The sequence below is a fragment of the Actinophytocola algeriensis genome, assembly GCF_014203735.1.
Taxonomy (GTDB): Bacteria; Actinomycetota; Actinomycetes; order Mycobacteriales; family Pseudonocardiaceae; genus Actinophytocola; species Actinophytocola algeriensis.
The window spans coordinates 34838-59263 of sequence record NZ_JACHJQ010000013.1 but is presented as its reverse complement, the minus strand read 5'-3'; the positions used below and the strand labels follow the sequence as shown (position 1 = coordinate 59263).

Below are 24426 nucleotides of genomic sequence, written 5' to 3'. Positions count from 1 at the left end.
GGGACTACCGAACGGGACGCCTTCGCCGTAGTCCCCCACGGCGGCGAAGGCGTCCCCATCGGTCAGCGGTTCTGCTGCTGGCCGGGGTAGCCGGCCGGGTACGCCTGCTGGCTGTTCGGGTAGGACGGGGCGGCAGGGGGCGCCGGGGCGGTGGGGGTGGCGGCTTGCGGACGCAGCCGCAGCACGACGGACACCCCGATCATGCCGACACCGAACAGGCTCACCGTGATCGGGAAACCGGTGCCTTTGTCGGTGACCGTCCCGAAGGCGAGGCCACTCTCACAGACCTGGTTGACCTGGCTCTCGCCGGCGGGGGTGGCGGTGCAGGTCCAGGAATGCTCGTCCATCTCGACCTTCTGGGTGCCCCAGAAGTTCTCGTCTCCGTCCCCACTGGTGAATGACAGGAACATCCCCACGACAAGCGCGACAAGGCCCCCGATGGCGAACATGCCGGACAGAACACGGCCGAAGGTCCACGGTGCTGACACGCGGGGCACCCTACCGAGCCGATCATCACCACACGGCCGGGGAACCGCGTCCGGGAGACGCGGCCAGGACGACCACCGAGTCATCCCCGGTGGCTGCTACCCCGTTCGATCAACCGAGCCCCCAGCGTGGTGGTCGTGGCCGCCCGGGTGTTGTCCGCGATCCGGGCGAGCAACAGCTGAGCGGCAACGGACCCGATCTCGTAGGCGGGCTGCGCGACGACAGTCATGGGCGGCTCCACGAGCCCGGCCCAGGGAACGTCGTCGAAAGCCACCACGCCCACGTCCTGCCCGGGCCGCAACCGGTGCGACCGCAACGCCTCCAGTACCCCGATCGCCATGGCCGAGTTGGCGACCAGCAACGCGTCCGGCGGCTCATCCTGGGAGAACAGATCAGCGGCGGCCTTCTGCGCACCGGCGGCCTTGAACTCCGTCCGCCGGACCAGCCGAGGCGAACCGCGTTGTTTGCCTGATTTGAGCGCGTCCCGGTAACCGGCGAGCCGATCGTCCGCCGTGCGGACACCCGACGGACCGGTGATGCAGCCGATCCGTTCGTAACCCTGTTCGATGAGGTGCGTGGTGGCCTGCCGGGCGGCGAGCCGGGTGTCGACCAGCACGGTGTCGCTCTCGCGATCCGGCAGCGGCCGGTCCACGGCGACCACGGGCGTGCCGCGCCGTGCGAGGTGTTCGACCCCGGCGGCCGTCGCGGTGGGGGAGATGATCACACCCGCGACCCGTTCCTGGATCGCCACGTCGACGTACTTGCGTTCCTTGTCCGCGTCCTCGTCGGTGTTGCACAGCACGACCGAGTACCCGACGCTGTGCGCCACGTCCTCGACGCCGCGGGCGATGGCGGTGAAGAACGGGTTCTCCACGTCGCTGATGATCAGCGCGAGGACCGCCGCCTCCTGCCGTCGCAGGTTCCGCGCGGGGCCGTTCGGCTGGTAGCCCAGCTCCTGGGCGGCCGCCAGCACCCGCGCCGCCAACTGGGGGTCCACTGTGGACTTTCCGTTCAACGCGCGGGAGACCGTCGCCGTCGACACGCCTGCCCGCGCGGCAACGTCACTGATCGTCGCCACTTACCGCCTCGCTTCCCGCCTCTGCGAAGACCCTACGCCGACCGCTATTGACACGATCCAGGCCTAAGAATAGCTTCTGAGAAAACGATTACTCCACCGGCGCGCAAAGCAGCGTGGGGGACCGACTTCGACGACGCAGGAGGACACCGGTGGCCCGTATCGGCGTGATCAACATTTCGGACGGGCGGGACTACGTCCACGGCGGCATCGCCGAGTTCATCCTCACAGGAGAGGACAAGCTGGTCCGCAAGCTCGAGGCCGCCGGGCACGAGGTGGTCCGCGCGCGGCAGCCCGTCTCCGCGAACACCATCGCCACCTCGGTGGCCAGGGAGGTCGAGGCCGCCGGCGTCGACCTGACCGTGCTGCACTACTGCGTCTGGGCGTTCCCGCACTTCACGATGCTCGCCGCGGGCCAGCTCACCAGCCCGCTGCTGCTGCTCGCCAACATCGACCCGGTCCAGCCCGGCATGGTCGGCATGCTGGCCGCGGGCGGCGCGCTCGACCAGGTCGGCCGCGCCCACACCCGCCTGTGGGGCGACCCGGAGGACGACGCGCTCATCGGCGCCATCGGTGTCCGCGCCACCGCCGCGCACGCGGTCAAGGCGCTCCGTGGCCAGACGTTCGGCCGTATCGGCGGCCGCCCGATGGGCATGAACACCGCCACCGCCAACACCGACCAGTGGCAGCGGCTGTTCGGCGTGGACGTCGAGGAGATCGACCAGTGGGAGATCGTCCGCCGCGCCGAGATGGCCGACCAGGCCGAGAAGACCAAGGCCCGGCGGTGGCTGGAGCAGCACGCCAACGTGCACTACGACGGTAGGAAGCTGACCCCGGAGCTGCTGGAGCGCCAGGTCGGCTCGTACCTCGCCATGCGTGAGCTGATCGACGAGTGGCACCTGGACTTCACCGGCATCAAGGGCCAGCCGGAGCTGACCCAGTACTTCGCCACCATGGACATCGCCGAGGCGTTCCTCAACGACCCGTACGACTGGAACGGGCCGAAGGAACCGCACGTGTGCGCCACCGAGGCGGACATGGACGGCGCGCTGACCATGCAGATCATGAAGCACATCACGGGTACCCCCGTGCTGTTCGCCGACGTGCGGCACTACCACGGCGATCGCGACATCTGGGACCTGTGCAACTCCGGCCAGCACGCCACCTGGTACGCCGCCCGCAGCGACGACCCGGCCGAGAACCTCGCGAAGGTGCACCTGTACCCGGAGGTGTTCTTCTTCCCGGCAGGCGGCGCGTCCGTGCAGCACGTCGCGGCACCCGGTCAGATGACCCTCGCCCGGCTGACCCGCAACGACGGCCGCTACCGGCTGCAGCTGATGCTCGGCGAGTTCGAGAACTACGACGACGCCACCACCGAAGAGCTGATGAAGATGTCGACGCCGGAGTGGCCGCACGCGTTCGCCCGGCTCGACGCGCCCGCCGAGGTCTTCCTGTCCCGCTTCGGCGCCAACCACATCCACGCGGTCCCCGGCGACCGGCGCGCGGAGCTGCGGGCGGTGTGCGAGCTCCTGGACGTGACCCTCGACGAGTTCACCCGTGGCTGAGGTCTTCTGCGGCATCGACATCGGCACGTCCAGCTCGAAGGGCGTGCTCGTCACCGCCGACGGCGAGATCATCGCGCGGGCGAGCCGCGCACACGAGACCTCGGCACCCCGCCCCGGCTGGGTCGAGCACGACGCGGAAGGCGTGTGGTGGGCCGACTTCCTCGCGCTCGCCCGTGAGCTGACGGCGACCGGCCACCGCATCGCGGGCCTCGCCGTGAGCGGCATCGGCCCGGTGCTGCTGCCCGCCGACGGCACGGGGAAACCGCTGCGCCCGGCGATCCTGTACGGCGTCGACACCCGCGCCACCGAGGAGATCGCCGAACTGACCGGAGAGCTGGGTGCCGAGGAGATCCTCCGACGCGGCGGCACCCCGCTCTCCAGTCAGGCGGTCGGACCCAAGCTGCGCTGGCTCGCCAGGCACGAGCCGGAGGTGTCCGAGCGCACCGAGCTGTTGCTGATGGCGAGTTCGTACCTGGTGCACCGGCTGACCGGGCGGTACGTGCTCGACCACCACTCGGCGAGCCAGTGCGACCCGATGTACGACCAGACGGCCTTCGACTGGGCCCACGACTGGGCGGCGGTCGTCGCGCCCGGGCTGCGGCTGCCGGAGCTGGCGTGGCCGACCGAGGTCGTCGGCACGGTCACCGCGGCCGCTGCCGGCGAGACCGGGCTGCCGGAGGGGTTGCCGGTCACCGCGGGCACGGTCGACGCGTGGGCCGAGGCCACGAGCGTCGGCGTGCGTGAGCCCGGTGACGTGATGGTCATGTACGGCACCACGATGTTCCTCGTCCAGGTGGTCGCGGCGCCGGCGCCGCACCCCGCGCTGTGGACCACGAGCGGCGTGTACCCGGGGACGTGGTCGCTGGCCGCTGGGATGGCGACCTCGGGCGCGGTCACCGACTGGCTGCGCAGGCTCGTCGGCGCGGACTTCGCGACGCTGGTGGCCGAGGCGGGTGGCGTGCCGCCGGGAAGTCGTGGCCTGTTGCTGCTGCCGTACTTCGCCGGGGAGCGGACGCCGATCTTCGACCCAGAGGCGCGCGGGATCATCGCCGGGCTGACGCTGGGGCACGGCCGGGCGGAGCTGTACCGGGCCGCGCTCGAAGGCATCGCGTACGGGGTGCGGCACAACCTGGAGGTCATGCGCGCGGCCGGTGGCCCGGCGCGGCGGCTGGTCGCGGTCGGCGGCGGCACACAGGGCGGGCTGTGGACGCGGATCGTGTCGGACGTGACGGGACAGGCGCAGGTCGTGCCCGCCGAGACGGTCGGCGCGGCCCTCGGCGACGCGATGCTGGCGGCGGGCGCCGCCGGGGTGGACGTGTCGGGCTGGAACCCGGACGACCACGTGGTGCACCCGTCCGGCGACGGTGTCAGTGATGTCTACGACGACTTCTACGCCCGGTACCGCGAGCTGTACCCGGCGACCGTGGACGTGGCACACTTCCTTGCCGGACAGCAGAACGTGTCAGGTGGGGGCGACGATGGGGAACGAAGCTGAAGGCAACGGCGTCCAGGCGCTGGTCGACAAGATCGGTGAGCTGGTCCGCGAGGGCAACGTCCGCCGGGTGGTCGTGACCGACAAGTCCGGCCGCAAGGTCCTCGACGTCCCGGTCAACGCCGGTGTCGTGGCGGCGGTGTTCTTCCCGATGCTGATGGCGGCGGGCGCGGCACTGGCCCTGGCGGGCGGCTGGAAGATCCAGGTGGAGCACACCACGCCGGACGTGGTTCCCGGCGAGTCCACCGACACCACCGGCTGATCCGCGCCAGTCACCACGGCTAGGACCCGGAGGGTGACTCGTCCGGGTCCGGGAGCAGCAGGGGCTTGTCCAGGTCTGTGTTGTCGATGACCAGGGTCGCCCGCGTCTGCGGGTGGCACTCGGCCATGTACAGGCGCTGACCTGCGATGTAGCGAACGTTCTTGGGGGAGCTCGGGTCCGGGGTGCCGTAGCCGCGCTTCGCGCCGCGAGGGATCGAGACCGTGAAGGGGACCTCGAGCCACACCGAGTAGTCCCAGTACCTGATCAGCTCGTCGCGATGGGTGAAGATCCCGTCGACCACGAGGATCGCGTCGTCGGGGGCCAGTTCGGGCAGCATCCGCACCTCGCGCTCGCGGTGCACGTCGTACACGGCGCGCACGTACTCGCCGTTGCCGCGCGGGCTCAGCGGGTCCAGCAGCAGCCTGCACATCCGGCCGTAGTCGAACGAGTCGCGGTAGTAGCCCTCCGGCGAGTCGCGGCCTCTGCGGTGCCGCGTCTTCGGCGGGTTCAGGAAACCGTCCGTCGACGCGCGGATGACCGTGGCGCCGCGGGCCGTCAGCTCCTCGCCGAGTTCATCGGCGAAGAAGGTCTTGCCCGCCCCGTCGACGCCGTCGATCGCCACCCGGCGGACCCGGTCGGCGGGCAGTGCGAGTACCGCTTCCGCTACGTGCTGGCAGGGACGCATGCCGTCAGTGAACCGTGTGACCGCCCGTTTTCCAAGGTCTTCGCACGAACGAGCAACGCAATCGCCACCATGGTCCGTCCTGGCGGCATGAAGCACGACTTATCCGGCCGCCCACGGCTGGCGCTGACCGCGGCATTGGTGGTGGCACTCGGCGCGGCCGTCACGACCGTCGCCCTGGTCGTCGGCGCGAACGACGGTGACGGACCGGACGACCGGACCGGCGGCGGCACGCCCGTGCGGCACGGGGTCGACCTCGTCTCGTTCGACACCTGTGAGACCGCGCTCGCGGAGATGAAGTCGCGGGTCCTGCCGCGCGTCGGGCCCTACGGCCTCGACCAGGGCATGGCACCCCGGATGGAGGACGGTGCCCTCCCCGCGGAGGGCGGGCGCGCGGCACCGGCCGAGCCGAACGTCGCGGAGGACTCGGCGGGGGCGCCCAAGCAGGCCGAGCCGGAACAGTCCGCGCCGGAGCACTCGACGACGAACGTGCACGAGAAGGGCGTCGACGAGCCCGACCTCGTGAAGACCGACGGCAAGCGGGTGATCAGCGTCGCCGACGGCGTGGTGCGGGTCGTGGACGTCGCGTCCCGCGCGCAGACCGCGCGCGTGCCGCTGGAGGGCGGCCACGCGACCCAGCTGCTGATCTCGGGCGACCGCGCGCTCGTCATGTCCGGCGGCGTGATGGCCTACGACACCCCGGTGGCGAGGGACGTCCCGAAGCCGGCGCCGACCGACACCTACCAGTACGCCTCGACGCTCACGCTCGTCGACCTCACGGGAGCGGGCAAGGTCCTCGGCACGCTGTCGCTCGACGGCAACTACCTCGACGCCCGCCAGATCGGCGCCGTCGCCCGCGTCGTCGTGCGGTCGGCACCCCGGCTGGAGTTCACCTACCCGGACTACGACGCGAGCACGGCCGAGGCCACGGTCGCCAACAAGGACGCGGTCGCGACGTCGACCATCGCGGACTGGCTGCCCGCCTACCGCCTCGAGACCGGTACGGGCGCCACGACCGGCCAGCTCACCGACTGCGCGGACGTGAGCCACCCCGTCGACTACACGGCGACCTCGATGCTGACGGTGCTCACCTTCGACCTCGGCAAGGACCTCGGCACCGGCGACCCGGTCACGATCGTCGCCGACGGCGACACGGTGTACGGCACCGGTGAGCACCTCTACGTCGCCGACGACCACGTCGTGCACGGGATGGGCGACGTGCGCGGCGGCCAGGGGGGCCCTGGCCGCACCGAGCTGTACCAGTTCGACATCTCCGGCGCGGGCAAACCGGTGCACGTCGCGTCCGGCGGTGTGGACGGCACGCTGCTCAACCAGTACTCGCTCTCCGAACACGACGGGCACCTTCGGGTCGCGACCACGACCGCGGCCGGTGAGGGTTCGCAGAGCCGGATCACCGTGTTGCGGCGCGATGGGAACGTGCTCGGCCAGGTCGGCCTCGTCGACGGACTCGGGGTGGGGGAACGGATCTACGCCGTCCGCTACTTCGGCGACACCGCTTACGTCGTGACGTTCCGCCAGACCGACCCGCTGTACACAGTGGACCTGTCGGACCCGGCGCGGCCGAAGGTCACCGGCGAGCTGAAGATCACCGGCTACTCCGCCTACCTGCACCCGGCAGGCGAGGGCAGGCTGATCGGCGTCGGCCAGGAGGCCGACTCGAACGGCAGGGTGACGGGCGCCCAGATCTCCTTGTTCGACACGACGAAACCGGGCGCGACGCGGCTCGCGCAGTACCACCTGGAGAACTCGTGGACGGAGGCGGAGGCCGACCCGCACGCGTTCCTCTACTGGCCGGACAAGGGTTTGCTGGTCGTTCCGGTGAACGGCGGCAGCGTGGCGATCACGGACGGACCGCCGGAGCAGGTGGCCGCGGGCGCGCTCGTGCTGAAGCTGGACGGGAACACCTTCCAGCAGGTCGGCGTGCTCACCCACACGTCGGAGCGGTTCGCCAACATGGCGATGGCGCCGCGGCGCGCGATGGTGATCGGCGACGAGCTGTGGACGGTGTCCGAGGCGGGCATGCTGGTGAGCGACCTGGACTCGCTCGGTCAGCTGGCGTGGCTGGCGTTCGCCTGACCGGTGCGCCGGAAAGTCCACATCGGACTGTTGGGGGTGTGCCACCGCCCGGCTTCCCGTTCACAACAGGCGCACGGTTCCGGAAGGGGAAACACCGTCGAGAGCGGCCTCCAGGTCCGCCACCTGGTCGGCCGACAGCGACACCGCCGCCGCGGCGAGGTTCTCGGAGATGTGTGCCGGGGTGCGGCTGCCGGGAATGGGCACGACGTGTTCGTCCTGGTGGAGCAACCACGCGAGGGCGAGCTGCCCCGGCGTGATGCCCGCGGCGGCCGCGATCGCGCGGACCGGCGCGAACCGGTCGTGGTCGGCGGCGAGGTGCCGGTCGGCGAACCCGGGGATGTTCGCGCGGAAGTCGTTGTCCGCCACCGAGGTCACGGTCCCGGTCAGGAATCCGGTGCCGAGCGGGCCCCACGCGACGATCCCCACCCCGAGCCGCCGGGCGGTCGCCAGGAAGTCCGGGTCGACCGGCGTCCACATCGACCACTGCACCTGGACCGCCGCGATGGGCCGGACCGCGTGCGCGGCCGCGAGCTGGTCCGCGGTCACGTTCGACAGCCCGATGTGCCGCACCAGCCCGGCGTCGACCAGCTCGCCGATCGCGCCGACGGTGTCCTCGATCGGCACCTCCGGATCGGGGTAGTGCGGGTAGTACAGGTCGAGGTGGTCGGTGCCGAGCCTGCGCAGGCTCGCCTCCGCGTACCCGCGGACGTGGCGGGGTTCGGCGTTCACGGCCAGCTCACCGAACTCGTAGGCGACCGGGAACGAGTGCCGCGCCACCCCGCCGGGGACGAGGAAGCCGAACTTGGTGGCCACGACGATCTCGTCGCGGCGGCCCAGCTTGTCCCACTCCCGTACCACCGACCCGAGGAGCCGCTCGTTGTGCCCGTCGGGGCCGTAGCCGTCGCTGCTGTCGACGAGCGTGGCGCCCTCGTCGAGTGCGTGCCGCAGTGCGCGGCGGCCGCGGTCGTCGTCCACGTCGCCGTAGACGCCGGGGGACAGGACCATGGCCCCGAACCCGATCGCGGAGGTGGAGAGGTCACCGAGGGTGCGTGTGTTCGTCACCCGGCCATTTTCCCGGACCGCACGCCGTGTTGTCCTGGATGATCTTGTTGTCCGTCAGGTGGTGGTACCCGCGTGCCGATCTGGGTAGACATCAGTGGTGAGCCGAGCATCGACACAGCCGACCGACTACGAGCCGGGCACCGATCCGCGCCGCTGGCGCGCGCTGGTGGTGACGCTCGCGGGCGGGTTCATGATCCTGCTCGACGTCAGCATCGTGACCGTCGCGATCCCGTCCATCCAGGAAGGGCTCGGCACCTCCGAGGCCGGTGTGCAGTGGGTGGTTTCCGGCTACCCGCTGACGTTCGGGCTGGCGTTGGTCGCGGGCGGCCTGCTCGGCGACGCGTTCGGGCGGCGGAACATGTACCTCGTCGCGCTGACCGCGTTCATCGCGACCAGCGTGTTCGCCGGCCTCGCGCCGTCGCTGACCCTGCTGGTGGTCGCCCGGTTGCTGCAGGGGCTGGCCGCTGGGCTGGTCACGCCGCAGAACGGCGGGCTCATCCAGGACCTCTTCCGGGGCGCGGAGCGCGGCAAGGCGTTCGGCCTGTTCGGCGCCACCGTCGGCCTGTCCACCGCGGTGGGGCCGGTGATCGGCGGGTTCATCCTCGGCGTCGCCGGCGAGCCGGACGGCTGGCGGTGGGTGTTCCTCGTGAACCTGCCGTTCGGGCTGCTGACGCTCGTGCTCGCGGTGCTGCTGGTGCCGAGGACGCCGAGGCGCACCACCCGGGCCGACATCGACTACGCGGGCATCCTGCTGCTCGGCCTCACCGTGCTGGCCGTGATGTTCCCGGTCGTGCTGTCCGAGTCGGGTGGGCTGCGCCGGTTCTGGTGGCTGTTCCTCGTCGCGGTGCCGCTGGGCTGGAGCTTCCTGCGGTGGGAGCGGCGCAGGCGGCTGGCGGACCGGCCGCCGCTGGTCGACACCCGCCTGTTCACGGCGACCCCCGGCTACCCGTCGGGCGCGACGCTCGCCGCCGTCTACTTCTGCGGGTTCGCGGGCATCTGGCTCGTGTTCGCCGTGTACTTCCAGTCCGACCTGGGGCTCACACCGCTCGAGTCGGGACTCGCGGTCACGCCCTTCGCGCTCGGCTCCGCCGTCTCGGCGTGGCTCGCGGGCCGGCTGGTCCACCGGTACGGCAGGCGCGTGACGACCGCCGGGCTGGTCCTCATCTCGGCCGGGCTCACCATGGTCGCCGTGCTCGGGTTCACGGTCGGCAAGGAGCACCTGATCTGGGCCATCGCGGTGCCGCTGCTCGTGGCTGGCATCGGTGGCGGCGCGGTGATCTCCCCGAACACGACGCTGACGCTCGCGTGCGTGCCGACCAGCATGTCGGGGGTCGCGAGCGGGGTGCTCCAGACCGGGCAACGGATCGGGTCGGCGGTCGGCACCGCGTTGCTGGCCGCGGTGTTCCACGCCGTCGCGACCGCGTACGCCCCGGCGACGGGTTTCGCGGTGGCGATGATCGTCGCGGTGGCGCTGATCGTGATCGCCCTGGTGCTCGCGATAGCGGAACACCGTGGACAAATTGGGAATCATGGGAACACCGAGTTGGAAAATTTCTCATCAACCTCTATGACATCAAGTCAGTAACTACTAACGTTCGCTGCGGATGGCGTTCCACCGATCGCGGCGCGCGGCCCCTGCTGATACCCGTCGCGGTCCGGGGGCCGCTTTCCTTCGCTCATTCCACACAAGGGTCGACGCCGTGCGCGCCGACAGGTTCCGGCTGCCCGGCGGTCCGGCCCTGCCCATGCGAGGGAGAGATCGAACATGCGAAAAATGGTGGTTCGGGCGTTGGTCGCCGCCGCTTCCGCGGCTACCGCGTTGCTGCTCACGACCACGGGTGCGCAGGCATCCGTGCAGCCAGGGGAGGTCGACCCGGTCTTCGACCGGCCGGCCGCGACGGCCGCGTCGGCCGATGTCGGGCCGTACGTCACGAAGCTGTCGCACTCCGAGGCCACGTCGAGGTTGCGGTCGTCCGGCATCACCTGGTCGTCCAGCGGCAACTGCAGTGACCGCAACAACCCGACCTGCACGTCGTTCTCCCAGGTCAACCTGGCGACCATCCAGGGCGCGCAGACGCTCAAGTCGGCGAGCGGCTGTGCGCTGAACATCACCGGTGGCACCGAGACCGGGCACGCGAGCGGCACCTACAGCCACTGGAACGGCTACAAGCTGGACTACAGCCTGTACTCCTGCGTCGGCAACTACATCCGCAACAACTTCAGCTACATCGGTGGCAACAAGTGGCAGTCCGGGTCGGGCAACATCTACTTCCTGGAAAGCAACCACTGGGATGTCACGTACTACAACTGCGGAGGTTGCTGAGCGGAGCTTGCGGAGCGAACATCATTGCTGAGCGGAGCTTGCGGAGCGAACGTCATCGCTGAGCGGAGCTTGCGGAGCGAACATCATGACTAGCGGAGCGTGCGGAGCGAACGCTCATTACTGAGCGAAACATCATTGCTGATCATCTGAACTGGCGGTGCTTTCCCTTGCTCCCCGGGGGAAAGCACCGCTTTCACCATGCCACCGGCAGGTGCTTCACGCCGTGCTGGAAGTTGGACCGCAGCCGCACGATCTCACCGGCCGCGTGCACTTCGCCGAGCCGGTCGAACACCGCCGTGAACAGAGCCCGCATCTGCGTTTTCGCCAGGTGCGCGCCGATGCAGTAGTGCGGGCCGTGCCCGAAGCTCAGGTGGTCGCCGTTCGCGCGGGTCACGTCGAAGCGGTCCGGGTCGTCGAACACGCGCTCGTCCCGGTTGCCGGACGAGAACCACACCACGACCTTGTCGCCCGCCCTGATGTGCTGGCCGCCCAGCACGGTGTCGGCGGTCGCGGTGCGCCGGAACCGCATCACCGGTGACCACCAGCGCAGCATCTCCTCGACCGCGCCGGGGAGCAAAGCCCGGTCCCGCGACAGCTTCCGGTATTCGTCCACATGGGACAGCAGGGCGTGCATGCCGCCGGGCAGTGCGTTGCGGAGGGTTTCGTTGCCCGCCACCGAGAACAGCCAGAACATGTTCTCGAACTCGGCGGTCGTGATGCCCTCGGCGACGAGGTTGGTCAGCACGTCGTCCCCCGGCACGCGGCGCTTGTGCTGGGCGAGGTCGTGGGCGTACGCGTACAGGTCCGGCATGCCCTCGCGGGTCCGCTGGTCGGGCAGCAGCCCGTGTTCGTCCGGCTGGGGCCGCAGCGCCATGGCCCGCCGCGCCATCGCCGTGGAGCCGTCCGCGCTCGCCTTCGCGCTGACCGCGTACTCCTGGTCCTGGTAGCCGATGACCCGGTTGCTCCAGTCGTACATCAGCCACCGGTCCTCGTGCGGCACGCCGAAGATCTCCGCGAGGGTCCGCAGCGGCAGGTCGGCGGCCAGTTCGGCGAAGTCGCAGCCCGCGTCGTCGGCCACTCCGTCGACCAACTCGTTCGCCCAGCCGGTGATCCGGTCCTCCAGGCGCGCGATGGCCTTCGGCGTGAACGCGCGGGTCAGCATCTTCCGCAGCCGCGAGTGCCGGGGCGGGTCCTGGTTGAGCATCATCTGCCGCACGAACTCGAGCGTCCCGTCGTCCGGCGGGTCGATGATCTGGGTGGCGCGCTCCCACGACGAGTAGGTCACCGGGTCCCGCATGACCTGCTTGATCTCCGCGTGCCGCACCACGCCCCAGAAGCCGGGCCCCGCAGGCCACGGCGGCACGGCCGGCTCAGCCATCCACAGGACGGCCGCCCCGGCCCGCAGCCGGGCGAACACGTCGTGCGGGACGCCGCGCAGGTAGGTGTCCGGGTTGACGACGGCAGCGGTATCGACCTCGGTGTCGCTCGGCACGATCACCATTCTGCCCGTTCATGGGGCACGATCTGAGGGGTGACGAACCTGTACCTAGCCCGGCACGACTTCGGCGGCGACCCCGCCCTGCTGCTGCTCCACGGTCTCGGCGCGACCGGCGAGGCCTGGCACGACCTGCAGATGCGCAACTGGCCCGGCGAGACCTTCGCCCCCGACCTGCCAGGGCACGGCCGCTCGCCGCGGCTGTCCGAGTACACGTTCTCGTCGATGGCGGCCTCGGTCGCCGAGGTCGTGCCGCCGGGACGGCAGGTGGTGGTGCTCGGCCACTCGCTCGGCGGCGTGCTGGCGCTGATGCTGGCCGACGGCTCCTACGGCCTCGACGTCGCCGCCGCGTGCGGTGTGGGCATCAAGCTGAACTGGTCGGAGGCGGAGCTGGCCAAGGCGGCTGAGGTCGCCGCCAGACCGGAGCGGGTATTCGCCACCCGCGAGGAGGCCGTCGACCGCTGGCTGAAGATCTCCGGCCTCGCCGGGCTGGTGCCACCGGACTCGCCGCGCGTCGACGCGGGAGTCACCCGGGTGGACGATGGCTGGCGGGTCGCGGTCGACCCGAAGGCGTTCGGGGTCGGCGCACCGGACGTGCCCGCGCTGCTCGCGGCCGCCAAGGGCACGACGATCCTGGCGGCGGGGGAGCTGGACCCGATGTGCCCGCCCGACCAGCTGCGCGCGGTCGCCCCCGACGGCGTCGTGCTGCCCGCGACCGGCCACAACGTGCACGTCGAGAACCCGCTCGCGTTGTGGCCGATCATGGACAGGCTGCTGGCCTCCGCGACGGACGCGCTCGGCCGGTGAACCCTCAGCGGACGCCGAGCAGGTCCACCACGAAGATGAGGGTCTCGCCGCCCCTGATCGCGCCACCCGCGCCGCGGTCGCCGTAGCCGAGGTGCGGCGGGATGACCAGCCGCCGGCGGCCGCCGACCTTCATGCCGGCCACGCCGCGGTCCCAGCCCGCGATCACGCGGCCCGCACCGAGCGGGAAGTCGAACGGCGCGCCGCGGTCCCACGAGGCGTCGAACTGCTCACCGGTCGAGTGCGCGACGCCGACGTAGTGGACGCTCACGCTCTGGCCCGGCTTCGCCTCGTCGCCCTCGCCGACCGTGATGTCCTCGACGATCAGGTCGGCCGGGGCCGGACCCTCGACCGGATCGACAACGGGCTTCTCGAGCGCCATGCGTGTTCCTCCTTGGTTGGGCTTCTGGCGTACCGGTCCATCCAACCAGCCACCTCGGCGTCCCGCCCTGTGGGCTGGTACTGGCACCCGCACGTGAGCGTTCGTTAACATCGCGGCATGTCTCCGGCCAGCCGACTCCAGGGTGTGAAGAGTTCTCCCGTCCGTGACCTGCTCGCGCTGACGCGGCGTCCCGAGGTGATCTCCTTCGCGGGCGGCCTGCCCGCGCCGGAACTGTTCGATGTGGACGGTTGGCGGGACGCGTTCGCCAAGGCCCTGGACGACCGGCGCAACCTGCAGTACGCGACGACCGAGGGCGATCCCGCGCTGCGCGAGGTGATCGCGGCGCGGATGACCCGTCGCGGCCTGCCGACGACCGAGGGCGACCTGCTCGTCACGACCGGTTCACAGCAGGCGCTGACGCTGGTGACCACCACCCTGGTCGAGCCGGGTGACGTGGTCGCGGTCGAGGAGCCCACCTACCTCGCGGCGCTCCAGTGCTTCCAGCTGGCAGGGGCGCGGGTCGTGCCGGTGGTGAGCGACGAGCACGGCATGGTCCCGGCGGCGCTGGCGGAGGTCCTGGAACGGGACAAGCCCACGCTGGTGTACCTGGTGCCGACGTTCGCGAACCCGAGTGGCCGCACGCTGCCCGCCGCGCGCAGGCAGGAGATCGCCGCACTGGCGGAGCGGCACGACGTGTGGGTGGTGGAGGACGACCCGTACGGCGAGCTGCGGTACCGGGGCGAGCAGGTGCCGCAGCTGGCGTCCTACGGTGACCGGGTGCTGTACCTCGGCAGCCTGTCGAAGATCGGCGCACCCGGTCTGCGGCTGGGCTGGCTGCGGGCGCCGCGGTCGCTGATGTCCGCCGCGGTGATCGCCAAGCAGGCCGCCGACCTGCACACGAGCACGATCGACCAGGCCGCGGCGGCCGGGTACCTGATGAGCGTCGACATGGACGCGCACGTGGCCGGCCTGTGCGCCGCCTACCGGGAACGCCGCGACACGATGATCGCGGCGCTCCCGGACACGGTCCCGGCGGGCTCCGAGTGGACGGACCCGGACGGCGGCATGTTCGTGTGGGTGCGCCTGCCCGGTGTGGACGGCGCTGTCGACACCACCGAGGTGCTCAAGCAGGCACTGGCGCACGACGTGGCGTTCGTGCCGGGCGCCCCGTTCTTCGCGACCAACCCCGACACCGCCACGATGCGCCTGTCGTTCACCACGAACCCGCCGGAGGACATCGCCGAGGGCATGCGCAGGCTGGCGGCCGCGCTCACCAGCCCCAGTGCCGCCGGTGAGCGCTGACGGACCACTCGGAGATCGCCCGGCGGTCCGGCTCGTCGGGCAGCGGCGTCTTCCCGGTGTCGAGGAGGTCCTCCACCCGGGCCTGGACGGCCGCGATCTCGGTGAGCACGTCGTCGAGATCGCGCACGTCACCCCGTTTGACCCGCAGCACCCGCTCGCGCTCGGCGTCGGGCATGGGCAGCGTGAGCCGCGCGTCCCTGGCGACCTCGAGCCCCTGGTAGGCCAGGCGCAGGGCGTGCGACGCGTACTTCACGTCGTAGCCGTACTTCGCCACCAGTTCGGGCCTGCTCGGCACGTTCCCCCGGCTGCCCCGGCCGAGCAGCCGATCCCGCTGCGCGGCGAGGTAGCCGAGGAACCGGTGCACCGCGGCCCGGGACAGGAACTTCGGTGCGAGCGCCCGCAGCTCCTCGCCCAGCGGCGTGACCGTGAGGACGGTGTCCTCCGGCGCGTACAAGGGAAGCAGCGCCGTCGGGTTGCCCTTGGTCGCGAGTCGCAGGTACTTGTGCAGCGAGTAGCTCACCAGGTCGGTGTCACCCGGCCCGGAGCGCGCGCCTTCCGGCTGCGTGCGGAAGACGAAGTGCTGCGCGGCCCCGTCCGTGCCGACGACGTTGGCGGGCGGTTCGATGTAGACACCCATCTCGTCGTGGTCGTCGGTGCCGGCGATCGCGATCCCGTGCACACCGGAGCCCACGACGGTACGCAGGATCTCGCCGCGCACCGCGACGTCCCGGTTCCCGTGCTCGGTGTGGTTCATGCCGAGGATGGTGGCATGCGTTCGCGTTGGTGCGCCGCCGATTTAGCGGCCGGCGGCCTCCTGCGACCCCTTCACGGCGAGCTGGTCGGCCCGCTCGTTCTCGGGGTGCCCGGCGTGCCCCTTCACCCAGAACCACTGCACCTCATGGGGTTTCACGGCCTCGTCGAGCCGCCGCCAGAGGTCCGCGTTCTTCACCGGCTGCTTGGCGGAGGTCTGCCACCCGTTGCTCTTCCACCTTGGCAGCCACTGCATGATCCCGTTCCGCACATACGTGGAGTCGGTGTACATGGCGACGACCGACGGCCGCGTCAGACTCTCGAGCGCGACGATCGGCGCCATCAACTCCATGCGGTTGTTGGTGGTGACGGCCGGCTCGGCCCCGTAGAGCTCCTTCTCGTGCTTGCCGTACTTGAGCACGGCACCCCACCCACCCGGTCCGGGGTTCCCACTGCACGCGCCGTCGGTGTATATCTCCACGGTGTTCGACACGAGCAGGAGCCTAACCAACCCGGTCCTGGGCGTGGACGCGTGCAAGTCCGGCTGGATCGGAATCCGCCTCGGCGAGACGATGACGGCTCATGTCGCCGAGAACATCAGCGATCTCATCGAGTTCGTCGACGAGGTATCGGTCATCGCCATCGACATCCCGATCGGCCTCGCCGAGACGGACCACCGGCAGGCCGACCTGCACACCCGCGAATTCCTGCGCCATCGGCGCTCCTCTTTGTTCATGACTCCGGTCCGCGCCGCCGTGGCGGCGCCGGACCACGAGACCGCGAACGCGATCAACCAGCGGATCACCGGCAGCGGCATCTCGCGGCAGGCGTTCGGCCTGTGCGAGAAGATCCTCCAGGTGGACCGCTGGCTGCCATCGGCGCCGTGTCCGGTGATCGAAGTCCATCCGGAAACGAGTTTCGCCGAATTGGCCGGCGGCCCCCTCGACGAACGCAAGAAGACTTGGGCGGGCGCAGAACGCCGTCGAGCTCTGCTCGCCGTGGCGGACATCCTGCCGAGCGGAGCCCTCGGCCTCAGGGGCGTCGACGTGGGCGTCGACGACGTCCTCGACGCGGCCGTCGCCGCGTGGACGGCTCGTCGCTTCCTCACTGGAGACGCGATTCCGCTGCCTTCCCCGCCTGAGCGGATCGGCGACCGCGACGTGGCGATCTGGCGGTAGTGATCATGCCGTCGTGAACTATCTGTTCAACCATGGACGAAATGGTCGCGGCGCACAGCACCGCCGTTTCCAGGAGCTGTGCAACAACATGGACGACGCGATCGTCGACGACCTGCCGGACAACAAGGGCTGCCCGATCGAGACGCGGCTGCACGGTCCCACGATGCCGTCGGTGGATGCCCGCGATCGTCGCCCCGCTCGGGTAATCGGGATGCGGCCCGTCGTGGTGATCGGTCACCATCGGTGGCATGGTGGTGGCTTCCGGGACGCGGATCGGGTGGGATGACCTGCCCGGTTCGGTGCGGCACGCGGTCGAGGAGATCCTCGATGGGAGGGTCGTCGAGGCCGTGTCGCAGTCCGGTGGGTTCTCGCCCGGTACCGCGGACCGGGTGCGCACCGCCGACGGCGGGCGGGCGTTCGTCAAGGCAGTCAACGCGGCGCTGAACGAGCACAGTCCCTGGATGCACCGCCAGGAGGCGGCCATCACCGCCGCTCTGCCGCCCGGTGCGCCCACACCGAAACTCCTCGGTACGTACGACGACGGCGACTGGATCGCGCTCGTGCTCACCGACGTCGACGGGCGGCACCCCTCCTGGGACGACCCCGGCGACGTGGCCGCCGCGCGCACCGCGCTCGCCGACCTCGCCCGCGCGCTCACCCCGTGCCCGATCGAGGTCCGCTCCGCCCGCGACGTCCTCGAACCCGACTTCACCGGCTGGCACCGCCTCCGCGACGACCCGCCCGCGCGCCTGGACCCGTGGGTCGCCGAGCACCTCGACGACCTGTGCCGCCACGCCGAGCACGGCCTCGACGCGCTCGCCGGGGACACGCTCGCGCACTGCGACGTCCGCGCCGACAACCTCCTGATCAGCGACGCCGGCACGGTCACCGTCATCGACTGGCCACACGGCTGCCGTGGCCCGGCGTGGCTCGACACACTCCTGCTGCTGATCAACATCCGGCTGTTCGGCGGTCACGCGGACCTGACCGTGCTCGACGCGGACCACGACGACGCCGTCGGCGTGCTCGCCGGGCTCGGCGGGTTCTTCGCCGACGGCGCCCGGCTCCCGGCGCCGCCCGGGCTGCCGGCACTCCGTGAGTTCCAGCGGGCCCAGGCGGACGTCGTGGTGTCGTGGCTACGCGAGCTCAGCCAGTGACAGGTGCAGCATGTCGCCCGTGGGCGTGTAGCCGGCGCGGGCGTACATCCGCTGCTCCGGCACCCCGGCGGGAGTGAGGAACACCGTCCGCGCACCCGCGTCGTGCACGGCCGCGGTCAGGAACGCGGTCAGTGCCGCGCCGATCCCGCGCTTGCGGTACGAGACCGGCACCGCGATGCCCGCGACCTCGGTCGTCGCGTCGACGATCGCCTCCGCGACGCCGCCACCGGCGGGCTCGCCGGTCGCCGCATCCCTTGCCAGCACGGCGAACCCGCCGGCGAGCAGCTGTTCACGGGTCTTCTCGACCTGGCTGTCCGGCACGTCAGGTGACTGGCCGAACGCCTCGAACTGCACGACGAGCATGGCGTGGATCTCCTCGTCGGTGCCGGGCACGACCAGCTCGATGCCTGCCGGTGCCGGAATCGTCAACGCGGACGCCGGCGGGCACAGCATGACGGGGATCCGCCGCTCCACCGACCAGCCCGCCGCGAGCAGCGCCCCTTCGGCGTCCGGTGCGGTCTCGGCCATGAACTCCACGCGTGGCAACAGTTCCCGCCGCGCGTAGGCGTTCGTCAGGTCGTCCACACCGGACCGCGACGGTCGCGCGCCGTCGTCGGGGATGGCGTAGTTGAGGAACGGGTTGTCCGACTGCCGGGAGAAGGTGGCGAGGAACGGACCGATCTGTTCGACCATGCGCCCGGCCGCGGCGGCACGACGCATGTGTGACTGCAAAGAAGACAAGGTGGGGTGAACCTTTCAACGAGCATGGGGAAACTGACAGCGGACGTGGCGCCACCGGCACTACAGGCGACGCCCATCGAGGGCGTCAGGCATGAGGCGTTCCCCTGGCTCGGTCTTTCGGGTTCGCGGGTCAGTCTGCCACGCGCCCGGCCGCGCACCAACCGAATTTCGGGTGACAGCCCCGCTAGCGTTGGCGGCACATCGGACTGAGGCCATGCCGAGGAGGCAGTCAACGACCCGTGCCCGTGCGGCTCGGGGCGGCGGTTTCGTCGCTGCTGCAGGCCGACCGGCCGCTACGACGACACGATGGCGACTACTACGTCCGTTGACCGGCCTACGTTCGCTGAGGGACACCGAACGCGCCGGCGTCGTAGCTCAGGACCACACCGAGGCCGCCTGCGTGGTCCCCGCCGACGTGCCCGGGCAGTGCGACGGCCCTGCGGTGCTCCCGTTGCAGGCGGATGAGTCCGGGCCGCAGCTTGCCCGCCTCGGTCTCGGGGAGTTTGCCGACGCGATGCCCGCCGACCCACACGGCCACCGAGTTCCGGTCGAACGGGTTGCCGTGCTCGGCGACCAGCAGCCCGTGGATGTCCTGGCGCACCGGCGCGGGCGCGTCGCGGCCGACGATCGACCACAGCACGTCCTGGTGGCCGGGCAGACCCACGACGTGCAGGTCGTCGGCGCCGGAGATCTCGGTCGCCCGCATCCCGTCGCGCATCCAAAGCGGCCGCGCCGCGGACGGGGAGGTGTCGGGGATTCCCGGTACGCGCGTGCCCGAGACGAGGTGCTTCCGCAACCGGTCGGCAAAACCCATGCCAGGTCTGTCGCCGGGACGCGGAAGCTGTTACGCCCGAACAGGATCTGACGCAGAATGGCCGCGACCGGTTACTCCTCCCGAAGCACCGGGAGGTGGCAAAAGCAGTGCGGCCGGCAAGTTCACTCGATCGAGTGAACTTGCCGGCCGCTGCGCTTAGCTACGTCAGATGACGGTGACGCCGGTGGCCTGCGGGCCCTTCTGGCCCTGACCCACCTCGAACTGCACACGCTGGTTCTCGTCGAGCGACTTGAAGCCGCCGCCCTGGATCTCCGAGTAGTGCACGAAGACGTCGGCGCTGCCGTCGTCCGGCGCGATGAAGCCGAAGCCCTTCTCGGAGTTGAACCACTTCACGGTGCCCTGTGCCATATTTCTTCCTCAACTTTGTGGTGATACGTACGCCGATGTCTGCGGCGGAAGGTCGACCACCCGAGGAGGTGCGAACGCCCGCGACATGTTTCGCGAGCGCGCAATGACACGAACACAAAACCAACGACAACGGTAACGCTACACGACTCGCTCAAACCACGCTGTAGGCACGCAGCACTGACATGGCCGCCACGGTCGCGTACCCCCGCCACTCGAGCGCCGCGGCGGGCGAATGGCTGTCGAAATCCACGGTCCAGCCCCCGTCGTCCTGCTGCCCGTCGGCGACCCGCCGCAGGTCAGCGGCGATCACGTCGTCGTCGAACAGCCGCCGGGCCGCCCGCCCCGGCAGTGGCGCGAAGTCGAGCGGCCGCATGGTCTCCCCGTCCTTCCCGCCTGACACGGGCACGAGCCCGTCGGCGGGGATGAAGTTCCTGAGTTTGTCAAGGAGTGGACGGGCCTCGTCATGGGTGTCGAACACCTGGTCGATAAACCCGACCGCGAACCGCAGTTCGATGGCGTGCGGAGCGGTCTCGAGCGCGGCCATGGCGTCGAAGCAGTAGCGGGTGGCGGCCAGCAGCCACGGGTGCGCGGCAACCCGCTCGTCGGCGGCGGCCACCCGGTGCGCCACCCCGGCGACGAAGGCCGTGCTCTGGAGGGACGAGGACGTCGGGTCGGCCTGCACCCAGAAGGGCGCACACCCGGCCGCGTCGGCGACGGGCACCGCGAACGGCACACCCCCGTCGGGGAGGGAGACGCGCTCGAGCCAGTCGCACACTTCGATGGCCCGGTCGGCAGTGCCGACCTCGGCGAAGACCTCGAGCGCGTGCAGCGCCCCACCGGGCTGGCTCTCGGGCGCACGCAGATCGGGTTCGAGCCCCCACCCGTACCCGCCGTCGGCGTTCCGGTACCCGTCCACGGCGGCGAGCACGGCGCCCGCGTCCCCCTGCCCGAACAGGTACTCGAACCGCCGCCGGTCGAGCACCCGGGCGTGGGTGGCCATGAAGGAAGCGGCAGCAGCGAGATCGACAGTCACGCCGTCGATTCTCGCTGCCGCGCACGCCCCCGTCTTGGAGGTTTCGGACGGCTCGCGCGCCCGGGACCGCACGTCGTTGAGCGCGGACGTCAAGTTCTCCGGTGACGTCGTCCTGCCCACGCCGCCAGGGAAGAGCGAGTCGCGCTGACGGTCAAGAGATGCGGGTCTGTAGCAGCTGGCTCACAGGTCCGCAGGAACCCTGCGTGACACGTGTGCGAGGTGATGAGACGTCGCCATGGACACCCATCGGGACACGGATCCGGCAGCATGCCCGCCGCTGGGCCGGCAGAGCGCCAGTTCGCGATCGCCCCACGAAAAGTCAGGGCCGGCGAAGTCCTCCCGCTCGACGAGTTCCTCGGCGAGGTCGGCGAACCTCTCCGCAGGGACATCGCCCTTCTCGATCCTTCTACGCAATACCACCGTTCTCCGCGGCACGGTGTAGCAAAGGTATGGGTAAGGGGACCGTGCGTTCTCCCCCGACCTGGGAACGGGGTGCGCCACGCCGTAGTCGCCGTAGCCGATCGTGCCAACGCGTCGGCGCACCTCACTCCACATGAAGACCTCGGGACGATCCCGCGTAGTTGTCGCGTAGGTGGTTCGAGCGGCCGGAATCGACCCGGCCAGGAGCGTGGCAGAGCCTGGACCGAGCACGTCGTGCACAGCTGCTGCGGCTTCTGCCACGGCGGCTACCTGTGTTTGGCGCACTTCCTCGACGAATCCGACGTCCAGCACCACGTGCACATGTCCGACCCGCGTGCCGGTCAACCGCATGATGGACCGGATCCTGCTGACGAGTTCGCTGGCCGGCAGCGGCCGGCGGAACCGGATCACCAGGTCGCGCTCCCTGTGTTCGACGAGCAACCGAACACGACGCAGTGCGTCGTCAGGCGCGCCGCCGGCGATCACGGGTACGAGGCCGGGGAGGCCGTCGGCCATGAGCCCGAGTTCTTCCACCAACGCGGACTCGATCATGTCGTCCAGGTACTCGAACACTCCGCCGGGTTGTCCGGCGAGCTGGCTCGCGGCGGTGAGCCAAGTGGTGTCCAGCCACAGCGTCCGCCGCGAGTTCGCGACGCTCACCGCTGCGCGGACAAGAGCGGGGAGGAGCCTCCCGCCGGGCTTCGCCGAATCGAGCAGTTCGATCATCAATGTCACATGCTCGTCGCTCGTGGAGCGGAGACGGCAGAGACTGTCGAGTTCGCCGAGCTTGCATTTGAGCGTTACCAGTGGACGAGCGGGGTGCATCCGCCTTCCTCCCGATGGACGGCGCGTAGCTCGAAAATCCCAGTGTGGGGCATGATCGAGCCACGCATCTGTCCTCCGGACAGGTGGCGACTATCGGCGAGAGCGTGATAGGTGGATCACGGACAGTATCCGAGCTCGTTCCGTGTTACCAGCCGCGGGCGCGCCACTCGTCGAGCTTGGGGCGCTCGGCGCCGAGGGTGGAGTCGTCCCCGTGCCCGGGGTAGAACCAGGTGTCGTCCGGGAGCTGGTCGAAGACGCGGGACCGCACGTCGTTGATCAACGACGTGAAGTTCTCCGGACGTCGCCTTGCCGACGCCGCCCGGGAACAGCGAGTCGCACTGGCGGTGAACAACCGAGGGGATGGTCAGCGCCCTTCATGAGGTACGACAGGCCGGGCGACTGGCACCACGGCGAGCAGGTCGTGAAGTCCGTCGAAGTCGCCGGGATTCGTCGTGAACAGAGGAAGTTCTTCAGCGATGGCGGTTGCGGCGATCATCAGGTCGCAGATGCGGCGTCGTGGTTTTCGTCCGACGGCGACCACTGAGGCGGTCACTCGGCCGTAGACCCTGGCCGCCTCGACACCGAAAGGGATCGGGTCGAACTCGTGCTCGGCGCGTTGAAGTAGATCAAGGCGCCGGGCGCGTTCCGCGTGCTCGGCATAGATGTTCTGTTCGCTGTTCGGTCGTACCTGGTGTGGACCTGCGGAGAGTTCGGCGAGCGTCATCGCGCTGATCGCCATCTCCTCCGGCAAGTCGGCTGGATCGACCCAGCGGCGAAGAATCAGGATGTTCGTGTCGAGGAGACCCTGGCGATGGAGGCTACTGCTCATAGGGGTCGACGACCTCCTGATCCGCCGCGGCATCCTGGTCTGCGCGGAACGCGTTGACATCGACGCTCGCGGCGTTGCGTGACATGGCGGTGAACTCATCTCGAGCAACGAAGCGTCGGCGCCGACGCAACGGAATCAGCTCTCCGATTTCATGCCCGTCACGAGTGACCGTGAAGGATTGACCACCCGCGACGGCGTCCATGATCTCTTTGGACCTGCTGCGAAGGTCGCGCTGGTTGATCTCAGGCTGAGCCATGACGCCATGGTACGCGATTGTGCCACTCGGTGGCACCGTGTAGCACGCTCGCTGGCTGCAGCGCGCGCCACACGTCGAGCAACGTCGGTGTCGGAGCGGTGTCAGAGACGGCACGCTGCCGAGGTGCGGCAGAAGAATGTGAGAACGAGGGTGGCGTCATCGACGCTGTGCTCGCGTGCTGGCACCCGTCGGGTGAAGAGGCGTTTGCGTGAGCCATTGTCGAACGTCACCTGCGTTCAGTGCCGTGCTGTCCTCGCCGATGAAGGTGAGGTCTAGTCACCCTGGACGCGGCTCACCGTATGCCGAGGCGCACTACCAGCCGCGTTCGCGCCACTCGTCGAGCTTGGGGCGCTCGGCGCCGAGGGTGGAGTCGTCCCCGTGTCCGGGGTAGAACCAGGTGTCGTCCGGGAGCTGGTCGAAGACGCGGGACCGCACGTCGTTGATCAACGACGTGAAGTTCTCCGGTGACGTCGTCTTGCCGACGCCGCCAGGGAAGAGCGAGTCGCCCGTGAACAGGTGGCCGTGGCCATCGGGGTCGCGGTACAGGAGGGCGACCGAACCGGGGGTGTGGCCGCGCAGGTGGATCACCTCGAGCACGCAGTCGCCGACGGGCAGCGTGTCGCCCTGCGTCACGTACTGGTCCGGCGGCACGGGCAGCACGCCTGCGTCGGCCTCGTGGGCGACGGTGTTCGCGCCGTAGGCGCCGGCGATCGCCCCCAGGGCGCCCCAGTGGTCCTGGTGCTGGTGCGTGGTGACGATGGTGCGGAGCGTGGGGCGGTCGTCGCCGTGGCCGATGAGGTCGGACAGGCGTTCCGGGTCGTTCGCGGCGTCGACCAGCAGGGCCTCACGCGTGCTCCGGCACACGAGCAGGTACGCGTTGTTGTCCATCGGGCCGACGGAGATCTTGGTGATCGTCAGCGCGGCCAGCGTGCGCCGCGCGGCCGCGCCGCCTGGCTCGACATGACCGGTGTACTCCTCGACAACGTCCACGCCACGGACACTAGCGGCTCGGACCGGCAGGCTGACA

Annotated in this window: 27 protein-coding genes and 3 pseudogenes; 12 read left to right on the top strand and 18 right to left on the bottom strand. The window is 70.1% G+C overall.

What is annotated here, in order from left to right; all coding sequences use genetic code 11:
* Positions 1–62: 62 nt before the first annotated feature.
* Positions 63–488: a hypothetical protein gene (locus tag FHR82_RS42510; RefSeq protein ID WP_184816377.1), complete on the bottom strand. Its 426-nt coding sequence runs from the start codon at positions 486–488 to the stop codon at positions 63–65.
* A gap of 80 nt (positions 489–568) precedes the next feature.
* Positions 569–1564 (bottom strand): LacI family DNA-binding transcriptional regulator, encoded by a 996-nt coding sequence (locus FHR82_RS42505; RefSeq protein ID WP_184816376.1) that lies wholly within the window; start codon positions 1562–1564, stop codon positions 569–571.
* A 149-nt stretch (positions 1565–1713) separates the two neighbouring features.
* Between FHR82_RS42505 and FHR82_RS42500 the strand changes: the two genes are divergently transcribed.
* The 3 genes from FHR82_RS42500 to FHR82_RS42490 are packed head-to-tail and all read left to right on the top strand — an operon-like array spanning position 1714 to position 4880.
* Positions 1714–3126: an L-fucose/L-arabinose isomerase family protein gene (locus FHR82_RS42500; RefSeq protein ID WP_184816375.1), complete on the top strand. Its 1413-nt coding sequence runs from the start codon at positions 1714–1716 to the stop codon at positions 3124–3126.
* Positions 3119–4621: an FGGY-family carbohydrate kinase gene (locus FHR82_RS42495; protein ID WP_184816374.1), complete on the top strand. Its 1503-nt coding sequence runs from the start codon at positions 3119–3121 to the stop codon at positions 4619–4621. The genes FHR82_RS42500 and FHR82_RS42495 overlap by 8 nt, the downstream gene beginning before the upstream one ends.
* Complete coding sequence (locus FHR82_RS42490) at positions 4605–4880, top strand: DUF4342 domain-containing protein (RefSeq protein WP_184816373.1); 276 nt, start codon at positions 4605–4607, stop codon at positions 4878–4880. Before FHR82_RS42495 ends, FHR82_RS42490 begins: the two co-directional genes overlap by 17 nt.
* A gap of 19 nt (positions 4881–4899) precedes the next feature.
* On the opposite strand, the gene FHR82_RS42485 is transcribed toward FHR82_RS42490, so the two are convergent.
* Positions 4900–5565 (bottom strand): nucleoside/nucleotide kinase family protein, encoded by a 666-nt coding sequence (locus tag FHR82_RS42485; protein WP_184816372.1) that lies wholly within the window; start codon positions 5563–5565, stop codon positions 4900–4902.
* Positions 5566–5652: 87 nt separating this feature from the next.
* Between FHR82_RS42485 and FHR82_RS42480 the strand changes: the two genes are divergently transcribed.
* Positions 5653–7659: a beta-propeller domain-containing protein gene (locus FHR82_RS42480; RefSeq protein WP_184816371.1), complete on the top strand. Its 2007-nt coding sequence runs from the start codon at positions 5653–5655 to the stop codon at positions 7657–7659.
* A gap of 60 nt (positions 7660–7719) precedes the next feature.
* Here FHR82_RS42480 and FHR82_RS42475 read toward each other — a convergent pair whose 3' ends face one another.
* On the bottom strand, positions 7720–8721 hold the full coding sequence (locus tag FHR82_RS42475; RefSeq protein WP_221464988.1) for an aldo/keto reductase: 1002 nt from the start codon (positions 8719–8721) through the stop codon (positions 7720–7722).
* Between the two features lie 97 nt (positions 8722–8818).
* On the opposite strand from FHR82_RS42475, the gene FHR82_RS42470 reads away from it, so the two are divergent.
* Positions 8819–10306, top strand: a complete 1488-nt coding sequence (locus FHR82_RS42470; protein ID WP_311771553.1) for an MFS transporter — start codon at positions 8819–8821, stop codon at positions 10304–10306.
* Between the two features lie 180 nt (positions 10307–10486).
* Entirely contained in the window at positions 10487–11044 is a 558-nt protein-coding gene (locus FHR82_RS42465; protein ID WP_225944128.1) for a hypothetical protein, read from the top strand.
* Positions 11045–11237: 193 nt separating this feature from the next.
* On the opposite strand, the gene FHR82_RS42460 is transcribed toward FHR82_RS42465, so the two are convergent.
* The gene (locus FHR82_RS42460) at positions 11238–12536 is read right to left on the bottom strand and encodes a cytochrome P450 (RefSeq protein WP_311771552.1); all 1299 of its coding nucleotides are present in this window, start codon (positions 12534–12536) and stop codon (positions 11238–11240) included.
* Positions 12537–12575: 39 nt separating this feature from the next.
* Here FHR82_RS42460 and FHR82_RS42455 point away from each other — a divergent pair, with 39 nt between their 5' ends.
* Positions 12576–13346: an alpha/beta fold hydrolase gene (locus tag FHR82_RS42455; protein ID WP_311771551.1), complete on the top strand. Its 771-nt coding sequence runs from the start codon at positions 12576–12578 to the stop codon at positions 13344–13346.
* A gap of 4 nt (positions 13347–13350) precedes the next feature.
* On the opposite strand, the gene FHR82_RS42450 is transcribed toward FHR82_RS42455, so the two are convergent.
* The gene (locus tag FHR82_RS42450; RefSeq protein ID WP_184816369.1) at positions 13351–13725 is read right to left on the bottom strand and encodes an FKBP-type peptidyl-prolyl cis-trans isomerase; all 375 of its coding nucleotides are present in this window, start codon (positions 13723–13725) and stop codon (positions 13351–13353) included.
* A gap of 117 nt (positions 13726–13842) precedes the next feature.
* On the opposite strand from FHR82_RS42450, the gene FHR82_RS42445 reads away from it, so the two are divergent.
* Positions 13843–15027 carry an aminotransferase-like domain-containing protein gene (locus FHR82_RS42445; protein WP_184816368.1) on the top strand — a complete coding sequence of 395 codons (1185 nt, stop codon included), beginning with the start codon at positions 13843–13845 and terminating at the stop codon, positions 15025–15027.
* Here FHR82_RS42445 and FHR82_RS42440 read toward each other — a convergent pair.
* Both FHR82_RS42440 and rnhA read right to left on the bottom strand, forming a co-directional pair.
* Positions 14996–15781, bottom strand: a complete 786-nt coding sequence (locus FHR82_RS42440; protein WP_184816367.1) for a nucleotidyltransferase domain-containing protein — start codon at positions 15779–15781, stop codon at positions 14996–14998. The two genes, FHR82_RS42445 and FHR82_RS42440, sit on opposite strands and share 32 nt — an antisense overlap.
* A 42-nt stretch (positions 15782–15823) precedes the next feature.
* Complete coding sequence (gene rnhA, locus FHR82_RS42435) at positions 15824–16270, bottom strand: ribonuclease HI (protein ID WP_184816366.1); 447 nt, start codon at positions 16268–16270, stop codon at positions 15824–15826.
* Here rnhA and FHR82_RS42430 point away from each other — a divergent pair.
* From FHR82_RS42430 to FHR82_RS42420, 3 genes are read left to right on the top strand one after another with little or no spacing between them, the layout of a single operon-like run.
* Complete coding sequence (locus FHR82_RS42430) at positions 16260–16955, top strand: DUF429 domain-containing protein (RefSeq protein ID WP_184816365.1); 696 nt, start codon at positions 16260–16262, stop codon at positions 16953–16955. The genes rnhA and FHR82_RS42430 overlap by 11 nt on opposite strands.
* 13 nt (positions 16956–16968) lie before the next feature.
* The gene (locus FHR82_RS42425) at positions 16969–17241 is read left to right on the top strand and encodes a hypothetical protein (RefSeq protein ID WP_184816364.1); all 273 of its coding nucleotides are present in this window, start codon (positions 16969–16971) and stop codon (positions 17239–17241) included.
* A complete protein-coding gene (locus FHR82_RS42420; protein ID WP_184816363.1) occupies positions 17204–18112 on the top strand; it encodes an aminoglycoside phosphotransferase family protein in 909 nt (302 codons plus the stop codon). Before FHR82_RS42425 ends, FHR82_RS42420 begins: the two co-directional genes overlap by 38 nt.
* Here FHR82_RS42420 and FHR82_RS42415 read toward each other — a convergent pair.
* Complete coding sequence (locus FHR82_RS42415; protein ID WP_225944130.1) at positions 18092–18832, bottom strand: GNAT family N-acetyltransferase; 741 nt, start codon at positions 18830–18832, stop codon at positions 18092–18094. The two genes, FHR82_RS42420 and FHR82_RS42415, sit on opposite strands and share 21 nt — an antisense overlap.
* A 252-nt stretch (positions 18833–19084) precedes the next feature.
* On the opposite strand from FHR82_RS42415, the pseudogene FHR82_RS48205 reads away from it, so the two are divergent.
* A pseudogene (locus FHR82_RS48205) lies at positions 19085–19138 on the top strand (SEC-C metal-binding domain-containing protein); the annotation flags it as partial.
* A gap of 49 nt (positions 19139–19187) precedes the next feature.
* Here the strand turns inward: FHR82_RS48205 and FHR82_RS46995 are convergent.
* The 9 genes and pseudogenes from FHR82_RS46995 to FHR82_RS42375 form a co-directional block, all read right to left on the bottom strand.
* Complete coding sequence (locus tag FHR82_RS46995; protein ID WP_225944131.1) at positions 19188–19667, bottom strand: hypothetical protein; 480 nt, start codon at positions 19665–19667, stop codon at positions 19188–19190.
* 165 nt (positions 19668–19832) lie between these two features.
* A complete protein-coding gene (locus tag FHR82_RS42405; protein ID WP_184816361.1) occupies positions 19833–20036 on the bottom strand; it encodes a cold-shock protein in 204 nt (67 codons plus the stop codon).
* Between the two features lie 151 nt (positions 20037–20187).
* Positions 20188–21069 (bottom strand): hypothetical protein, encoded by an 882-nt coding sequence (locus tag FHR82_RS42400; protein WP_184816360.1) that lies wholly within the window; start codon positions 21067–21069, stop codon positions 20188–20190.
* Between the two features lie 39 nt (positions 21070–21108).
* Positions 21109–21210 (bottom strand): annotated as a pseudogene (locus tag FHR82_RS48200) (MBL fold metallo-hydrolase); the annotation flags it as partial.
* A gap of 39 nt (positions 21211–21249) precedes the next feature.
* Entirely contained in the window at positions 21250–22314 is a 1065-nt protein-coding gene (locus tag FHR82_RS42395) for a beta family protein (RefSeq protein ID WP_184816359.1), read from the bottom strand.
* A gap of 145 nt (positions 22315–22459) precedes the next feature.
* Positions 22460–22649 (bottom strand): annotated as a pseudogene (locus tag FHR82_RS42390) (MBL fold metallo-hydrolase); the annotation flags it as partial.
* 29 nt (positions 22650–22678) lie between these two features.
* Positions 22679–23143 carry a type II toxin-antitoxin system VapC family toxin gene (locus FHR82_RS42385; protein WP_184816358.1) on the bottom strand — a complete coding sequence of 155 codons (465 nt, stop codon included), beginning with the start codon at positions 23141–23143 and terminating at the stop codon, positions 22679–22681.
* Positions 23133–23399 carry a type II toxin-antitoxin system Phd/YefM family antitoxin gene (locus FHR82_RS42380; protein WP_184816357.1) on the bottom strand — a complete coding sequence of 89 codons (267 nt, stop codon included), beginning with the start codon at positions 23397–23399 and terminating at the stop codon, positions 23133–23135. The genes FHR82_RS42385 and FHR82_RS42380 overlap by 11 nt, the downstream gene beginning before the upstream one ends.
* Positions 23400–23711: 312 nt before the next feature.
* Positions 23712–24389 carry an MBL fold metallo-hydrolase gene (locus FHR82_RS42375; RefSeq protein WP_184816356.1) on the bottom strand — a complete coding sequence of 226 codons (678 nt, stop codon included), beginning with the start codon at positions 24387–24389 and terminating at the stop codon, positions 23712–23714.
* Positions 24390–24426: the final 37 nt, after the last annotated feature.

Excerpts from the sequence above, each read along its gene's own strand:
- FHR82_RS42490 (WP_184816373.1), top strand. The coding sequence starts at position 4,605 with ATGGGGAACGAAGCTGAAGGCAACGGCGTCCAGGCGCTGGTCGACAAG.
- FHR82_RS42485 (WP_184816372.1), bottom strand. The coding sequence starts at position 5,565 with ATGCGTCCCTGCCAGCACGTAGCGGAAGCGGTACTCGCACTGCCCGCC.
- FHR82_RS42480 (WP_184816371.1), top strand. The coding sequence starts at position 5,653 with ATGAAGCACGACTTATCCGGCCGCCCACGGCTGGCGCTGACCGCGGCA.
- FHR82_RS42465 (WP_225944128.1), top strand. The coding sequence starts at position 10,487 with ATGCGAAAAATGGTGGTTCGGGCGTTGGTCGCCGCCGCTTCCGCGGCT.
- FHR82_RS42450 (WP_184816369.1), bottom strand. The coding sequence starts at position 13,725 with ATGGCGCTCGAGAAGCCCGTTGTCGATCCGGTCGAGGGTCCGGCCCCG.
- FHR82_RS42445 (WP_184816368.1), top strand. The coding sequence starts at position 13,843 with ATGTCTCCGGCCAGCCGACTCCAGGGTGTGAAGAGTTCTCCCGTCCGT.
- FHR82_RS42440 (WP_184816367.1), bottom strand. The coding sequence starts at position 15,781 with ATGAACCACACCGAGCACGGGAACCGGGACGTCGCGGTGCGCGGCGAG.
- FHR82_RS42420 (WP_184816363.1), top strand. The coding sequence starts at position 17,204 with ATGGTGGTGGCTTCCGGGACGCGGATCGGGTGGGATGACCTGCCCGGT.
- FHR82_RS42415 (WP_225944130.1), bottom strand. The coding sequence starts at position 18,832 with ATGCGTCGTGCCGCCGCGGCCGGGCGCATGGTCGAACAGATCGGTCCG.
- FHR82_RS46995 (WP_225944131.1), bottom strand. The coding sequence starts at position 19,667 with ATGGGTTTTGCCGACCGGTTGCGGAAGCACCTCGTCTCGGGCACGCGC.
- FHR82_RS42405 (WP_184816361.1), bottom strand. The coding sequence starts at position 20,036 with ATGGCACAGGGCACCGTGAAGTGGTTCAACTCCGAGAAGGGCTTCGGC.
- FHR82_RS42395 (WP_184816359.1), bottom strand. The coding sequence starts at position 22,314 with ATGCACCCCGCTCGTCCACTGGTAACGCTCAAATGCAAGCTCGGCGAA.
- FHR82_RS42385 (WP_184816358.1), bottom strand. The coding sequence starts at position 23,143 with ATGAGCAGTAGCCTCCATCGCCAGGGTCTCCTCGACACGAACATCCTG.
- FHR82_RS42380 (WP_184816357.1), bottom strand. The coding sequence starts at position 23,399 with ATGGCTCAGCCTGAGATCAACCAGCGCGACCTTCGCAGCAGGTCCAAA.